Source organism: Brachybacterium sp. AOP42-C2-15 (genome assembly GCF_052377065.1).
In the GTDB taxonomy this organism is placed as follows: Bacteria; Actinomycetota; Actinomycetes; order Actinomycetales; family Dermabacteraceae; genus Brachybacterium.
On the sequence record NZ_JBQSWK010000073.1, the window covers coordinates 1 to 6,058 of the forward strand.

A 6,058-nucleotide genomic window follows, 5' to 3' on the forward strand; every position below is an offset into this window, starting at 1 on the left:
CCCCCCGGGCCCCCCCCACCCGGGCGGGGGCCCCGCGCCGGTATCATCACCGAGGACCCAGCGCGGAAGGACCGACATGACCCAGACGTTCACGTCACCGATACCCGTTCTCCCGAAGAGAGAGGATGGGCGTCGCGTCCTCCTGAAGCTCTCCGGAGAAGCATTCGGCGGAGGAGCCGTCGGCGTCGATCCCGACGTCGTCGCCCGAGTCGCGGGCGAGATCGCCGAGGGCGTCGCCCAGGGCATCGAGTGCGCCATCGTCGTCGGAGGCGGCAACTTCTTCCGCGGTGCGGAGCTCTCCCAGCGCGGCATGGACCGGCGTCGTGCCGACTACATGGGCATGCTCGGCACCGTGATGAACTGCCTCGCCCTGCAGGACTTCCTGGAGCAGCGAGGAGTCTCCACCCGGGTGCAGACCGCGATCGAGATGGGCCAGGTCGCCGAGCCGTACATCCCGCTGCGCGCAGTCCGCCACCTCCAGAAGGGCCGCGTCGTCATCTTCGGCGCTGGTGCCGGGATGCCGTACTTCTCCACCGACACGGTCGCCGTCCAGCGGGCGCTGGAGATCGGCTGCGAAGAGGTGCTGATGGCGAAGAACGGCGTCGACGGGGTGTACGACTCCGACCCCCGCACGAACCCCGACGCGAAGAAGCTCGATCACGTCACCTACAACGATGCTCTCCAGCGCGGGTTGAAGGTCGTGGACTCCACCGCGTTCAGCCTGTGCATGGACAACGGTCAGCAGATGATGGTCTTCGGACTGGACACGCCCGGGAACATCACCCGTGCAATGCGCGGCGACCGGATCGGCACGGTCGTCACCAAGTGACATCGGCCCGGCGCGACCCGGTGCTTCGAGGCACCGACACGCCGGGAGCTCCGCACCCCGCGGGCCTCGCCCAGGCCCTTGACGGTGCGGGACAATGGACAAGGCAAACCCACTCAGAACTGAGGAGCACCCCGTGAGCGACGACACCCCGAGCATCCTGAAGGACGCCGAGGCCAAGATGAAGAAGTCCGTGGAGGTCACCAAGGACGAGTTCACCGCGATCCGCACCGGTCGGGCGAACGCCGCGATGTTCCAGGGGATCACCGCCGATTACTACGGCGCGCCGACCCCGTTGAACCAGCTGGCCTCGCTCCAGTTCCCGGAAGCCCGCACCGTCATCGTCACCCCGTTCGACAAGACCGCCACGACCGCCATCGAGTCGGCGCTGCGCGAGTCGGACCTCGGCGTGAACCCCACCAACAACGGCGACAACCTGCGCGTGGTCCTGCCGGCCCTCACCGAGGAGCGTCGCAAGGACTACGTCAAGCTCGCCCGGAACAAGGCCGAGGACGGCAAGGTCTCGGTGCGCGGATCCCGCGGGAACGCCAAGAAGGCGATCGAGAAGCTGGTCAAGGACAAGGAGATCGGCGAGGACGAGGGCAGCCGCGCTGAGAAGGAGCTCGAGTCGCTCACCAAGAAGTACATCGAACTGATCGATGAGGCGCTCAGCCTCAAGGAGACCGAGCTCGAGACCGTCTGAGTCGCGTCTCGCGATCTCAGAACTGGTGAATGCAGCCCGTGAGCACTGAACCTGCGCCAGCCCCGGCGATGACCGCCTCGTCCCCGGACGAGGCGGTCATCGCCGTACCTTCCGAGGAGCACGCGAAACGGCGCGGGCCGGGACGCAACCTCCCCGCAGCGATCGCGGTCGGGGTGGGTCTGGGAGCGATCCTGATCGTGGCGGTGTTCGTGCTGCCCCAGGCTTTCCCGGTGGTCGCCGCAGTGGCGATGGTCCTCGCCGTTCTCGAGCTCACCCGTGCCCTCGCCGAGGGCGGGCTGCGGCTCCCACCGACCCCGCTCCTGGTGGGCGTGATCGGGATGGTGGTCTCCACCGTGGTGTTCGGTGCCGAGGGGCTGCTGGTGGCGACCGCTGCCGCGGTCTGCGTGCTGATCCTGTGGCGGGTCAGCGAGTCGATGGGCCTGAGTGCATTGCGCGACGTGGCCGGCGGCGTCTTCGCCCTGGCCTGGGTTCCCTTCCTGGGCTGCTTCCTGCTGCTGCTCTTCGCCCGTGAGCAGGGTCCGATGCTGGTGCTCCTCGCAGTGCTCGGACCGGTCGGCAACGACGTGGGCGGCTATATCGCCGGGGTGCTGTTCGGAAAGCATCCGATGGCACCGAGGATCAGCCCGAAGAAGAGCTGGGAGGGATTCGTCGGATCCCTTCTGCTGGGCACCGCCGCGGTCACCGCCGTCGGGACCCTCGCCCTGGATCTCCCCGTGGAGGTCGGACTCATCATCGGCGCCGTGCTGGTGGTCGTCTCCACCTGCGGAGATCTTGCCCAGTCGCTTCTGAAGCGCGACCTGGGCATCAAGGACATGGGCCATCTGCTGCCCGGCCACGGGGGAGTGCTGGACCGGGTCGACTCGATCCTGCTCGCCGCCCCCACCACCTACGTCATGCTGGAGGTACTGCTGCCATGAAGAACACCGAGAATTCGCCGGAGAAAACCACCGAGAACGGTGCTGGAGGGAAGCCCGCCCCGGAGCCGGTTGCGCTGTCCCGCAATCCCGACCTCTCCCGTGAGGCGATCCCCGGGCAGAAGATCGCTCTGGCTCCTGGCCAGCTGCAGATGAAGCCCGCCCGCCGGGGCAAGCCGCCGGTGCACCTCGCCGACCTCACGCTCGCCGAGCGCGTCGAGGCAGTCAAGGCGATGGGCCTGCCCGGCTTCCGGGCCAAGCAGCTCTCCGTGCACTACTTCGAGCACTTCACCACCGATCCGGAGGACCTCACGGATCTGCCCAAGGAGGGGCGCCAGGAGCTTGTCGACCACTTCTTCCCCCCGCTGCTGACGCAGGTCTCCCGGCAGTCCGCCGACCACGGCGCGACCCAGAAGTTCCTCTGGCAGCTGTTCGACGGGCCCATGGTCGAATCGGTGCTGATGCGCTACAGCGATCGGAACACGCTGTGCATCTCCTCGGAGGCAGGCTGCGGCATGAACTGCCCCTTCTGCGCCACCGGCCAGATGGGCCTGACGCGCAACCTCTCGACCGCCGAGATCCTCGAGCAGGTGCGCATCGCCAACCGGATGCTGGCCCGCGGCGAGCTGCCCGGCGGGACCGGCCGCGTGAACAACATCGTGTTCATGGGGATGGGGGAGCCGCTGGCGAACTACCGCCCCGTGGCGACCGTCTGCCGGCGTCTGAACTCTCCCGCCCCGGAGGGCTTCGGCATGGGAGCTCGCCACATCACCGTCTCCACGGTGGGTCTGGCTCCCGCGGTCCGCAAGCTCACCGCGGAGAAGCTCCCGGTCACGCTCGCGGTGTCCCTCCACGCGCCGGACGATGCGCTGCGCAATGAGCTGGTGCCGATCAACACCCGTTTCTATATCGACGAGATCCTCGACGCCGCCTGGGAGTACTTCGAGACCACCGGACGCCGGGTCAGCATCGAGTACGCCCTGATTCGCGACATCAACGACCAGGCGCACCGGGCGCAGCTGCTCGCCGATCGGCTGATCGCCAAGGGCGGCGCCCACTGGGTGCACGTCAACCCGATCCCGTTGAACCCGGTCAAGGGCTCGAAGTGGACAGCGTCGGACCCGCTGGTGGAGAAGCGCTTCGTGGAGATCCTGCGGGACAACGGCATCTCCGCCACCATCCGAGACACCCGCGGTTCCGACATCGATGGTGCCTGCGGCCAGCTGGCGGCCGAAGTGATCGAGTCCGACACCCGCCGCGAGGATCGTGAGGCGCGGGTCGCCCGCGTCGAGGCCATCGCGGCCGCCACCGACTGATTCCCAGGAGCACAGCTGATGGACGTCCGCTTCACCCCGACCCGATTCCGTGATGGCTACGACATGGCCGAGGTCGATGACTTCCTCGATCGCTGCGAGCAGGCGCTCAAGACCGGCGACGGCTCGGTCAACGCAGAGAGCGTGCTGGACATGCGCTTCACCCCGACCCGGTTCTGTGAGGCCTACGAGATGGCCGAGGTCGACGCCTTCCTCGACGATGTGCTCGCACCGCGCTTCGTTGCGCTCGCTGCCGACGGCGCCGCAGCGCAGGCCGCGCCTGCACAGGACGCCATGCCCGCGGGGAACCCCGCACTAAGGGACCCTGCACAGTCCGGGCTCGCGCAGTCTGTTCCGGCACAGTCTGCTCCCGCTCAGTCCGGGCCCGCGCGGGGAGCGGGACACCCCGTCCCGCATCCCGCCGAGAAGAGGGGCTTCCTCTCCCGCCTCCTGCGCGGCCGCTGAGCGCGGCGCAGCGGCAACTGCCCCGCACGCCTCCCCGACCCATCCCTCCCACGCCGTTACAGTGGGACCCCGTCAGCACCGAGGAAGGACCTACCTGGTGAGCACATCGTTCGAGCGTGTCTCGCGCTTCAGCGTCGGATACGACATGCGCGAGGTCGACGAGTTCCTCTCCCGCGCGCGCACCGCCTATGAGGGTCGTGACCCCTCGTTCAGCGGGGGCGACATCACCGCGGCCAGCTTCGGCACCGAGCGGGGCGGCTACGACATGCGCGTGGTGGACGAGGCCCTGGACCGGCTCTCGGATGCCTTCGCGCTGCAGGCCCGCGATGACGCGATCACCCAGCATGGCGAGGACTCCTGGGTCGCACAGCTCACCGAGCGGGCCGAGGTGCTCAAGGAGCGCCTCGAACGCCCTGCAGGGGATCGCTTCGCTCCGGCCGCACAGGGGGAGGCCGCCTATGACAAGGCAGATGTCGACGCCCTGTGCGACCAGCTCGTCGCCTATTTCACCGACGGCCATCCGATGAGCGTCGATGACGTGCGGCGCGCCGCCTTCGGTCGTCGTCGGGGTCCCGACGGCTATCGCGAGGCCGTGGTGGACGTCTACCTCGACCATGTCGCGGACGTGATGGCTTCCGTTCCGTGACCAGCACCCCCGTGCGGAGGCTGGTCCTGCTGGGGTCCACCGGATCCATCGGCACCCAGGCGCTCGACGTGCTGCACCGCTTCCCGGACATCGCACATGTCCACGGCCTCGCCGTCGGTGGCACCCGTCCAGAGCTGGTGGCCGAGCAGGTCCTCGCCCACCGGCCAGAGCATCTGGTGGTCTCCGACCCTGCCCACGCCGCTCAGGTCGACAGTGCTGTGCAACGCGCCTGCCGCGACGCCGGCCTCCCCGCGCCGCGGATCGCAGCCGGGCAGGACGCCGTCATCGACCTCGCGGGATCCCTCGGTGACGGGGACGTGGTGCTCAACGCCATCACCGGCTCCGTCGGTCTGCTGCCCACCCTCGCCGTGCTCGCCTCCGGTGCCCGGCTCGCTCTGGCCAACAAGGAATCGCTCGTCGTGGGCGGTCACCTGGTGACCGAGGCCGTGGCGCCCGGACAGATCCTTCCCGTCGATTCCGAACACACCGCGATCGCGCAGGCCCTGGCCGGGGTGCGCCATGACCAGATCGACCATCTGGTGGTCACCGCCTCCGGAGGCCCGTTCCGCGGGTGGACTCGCGAGCAGCTCGCCGGCGTCACCCCGGAGCAGGCACTGAACCACCCCACCTGGTCGATGGGCCGCGTGATCACGACCAACTCCGCCACCCTGGTCAACAAGGCGCTCGAGGTGATCGAGGCCTGCTTCCAGTTCGACCTGCCGGAGGATCGGGTGCAGGTGGTCGTCCACCCGCAGTCGATCGTGCACTCGATGGTCACGCTCATCGACGGAGCGACGATCGCTCAGGCCAGCCCGCCGGACATGCGCCACGCCATCGGCTGGGCGCTCGCGCACCCGGAGAAGCTCCCCGGCCTCGCCACGGCGCTGGACTTCTCCGCAGCCCAGTCCTGGACCTTCGAACCGGTCGACGAGGACACCTTCGACGCGATCGCTCTGGCCCGCGCTGCGCACCGGGAGGGCGGTGGCGCGATGGCCGTCTACAACGCCGTCAACGAAGAGGCGGTGGACGCCTTCTTCGAGGGGCACCTCGATTTCCTCGGCATCACCGCGCTGATCCGCGAGGTGCTCGAGCGCCCGGAGCGTCCGCGTGCCGCGCACGCCGACGGGGTCGCAGGACTGCTGGCCGTCGAGTCCTGGGCACGTGGGACCG

General features: G+C 68.9%; 7 protein-coding genes. All 7 read left to right on the plus strand.

What is annotated here, in order from left to right; all coding sequences use genetic code 11:
* The first annotated feature begins 76 nt into the window (after positions 1-76).
* Entirely contained in the window at positions 77-829 is a 753-nt protein-coding gene (pyrH, locus tag ACT3SQ_RS18695; RefSeq protein WP_441443582.1) for a UMP kinase, read from the plus strand.
* A gap of 133 nt (positions 830-962) precedes the next feature.
* Positions 963-1,529, plus strand: coding sequence for a ribosome recycling factor (frr, locus tag ACT3SQ_RS18700; RefSeq protein ID WP_441443581.1), 567 nt, complete (start codon positions 963-965; stop codon positions 1,527-1,529).
* Between the two features lie 38 nt (positions 1,530-1,567).
* On the plus strand, positions 1,568-2,467 hold the full coding sequence (locus ACT3SQ_RS18705) for a phosphatidate cytidylyltransferase (RefSeq protein ID WP_441443580.1): 900 nt from the start codon (positions 1,568-1,570) through the stop codon (positions 2,465-2,467).
* Entirely contained in the window at positions 2,464-3,780 is a 1,317-nt protein-coding gene (rlmN, locus tag ACT3SQ_RS18710) for a 23S rRNA (adenine(2503)-C(2))-methyltransferase RlmN (RefSeq protein WP_442331937.1), read from the plus strand. The genes ACT3SQ_RS18705 and rlmN overlap by 4 nt, the downstream gene beginning before the upstream one ends.
* Before the next feature lie 18 nt (positions 3,781-3,798).
* Positions 3,799-4,242: a DivIVA domain-containing protein gene (locus tag ACT3SQ_RS18715; protein WP_441443578.1), complete on the plus strand. Its 444-nt coding sequence runs from the start codon at positions 3,799-3,801 to the stop codon at positions 4,240-4,242.
* 97 nt (positions 4,243-4,339) lie between these two features.
* Positions 4,340-4,888 (plus strand): DivIVA domain-containing protein, encoded by a 549-nt coding sequence (locus ACT3SQ_RS18720; RefSeq protein WP_441443577.1) that lies wholly within the window; start codon positions 4,340-4,342, stop codon positions 4,886-4,888.
* A partial coding sequence (gene dxr / locus ACT3SQ_RS18725; protein WP_444601582.1) for a 1-deoxy-D-xylulose-5-phosphate reductoisomerase occupies positions 4,885-6,058 on the plus strand: 1,174 nt, incomplete at its 3' end. The genes ACT3SQ_RS18720 and dxr, both read left to right, overlap by 4 nt.

Bases quoted from the DNA above. Each gene is read 5' to 3' on its own strand.
- ACT3SQ_RS18715 (WP_441443578.1), top strand. From the start codon at position 3,799: ATGGACGTCCGCTTCACCCCGACCCGATTCCGTGATGGCTACGACATG.
- pyrH (WP_441443582.1), top strand. From the start codon at position 77: ATGACCCAGACGTTCACGTCACCGATACCCGTTCTCCCGAAGAGAGAG.
- rlmN (WP_442331937.1), top strand. From the start codon at position 2,464: ATGAAGAACACCGAGAATTCGCCGGAGAAAACCACCGAGAACGGTGCT.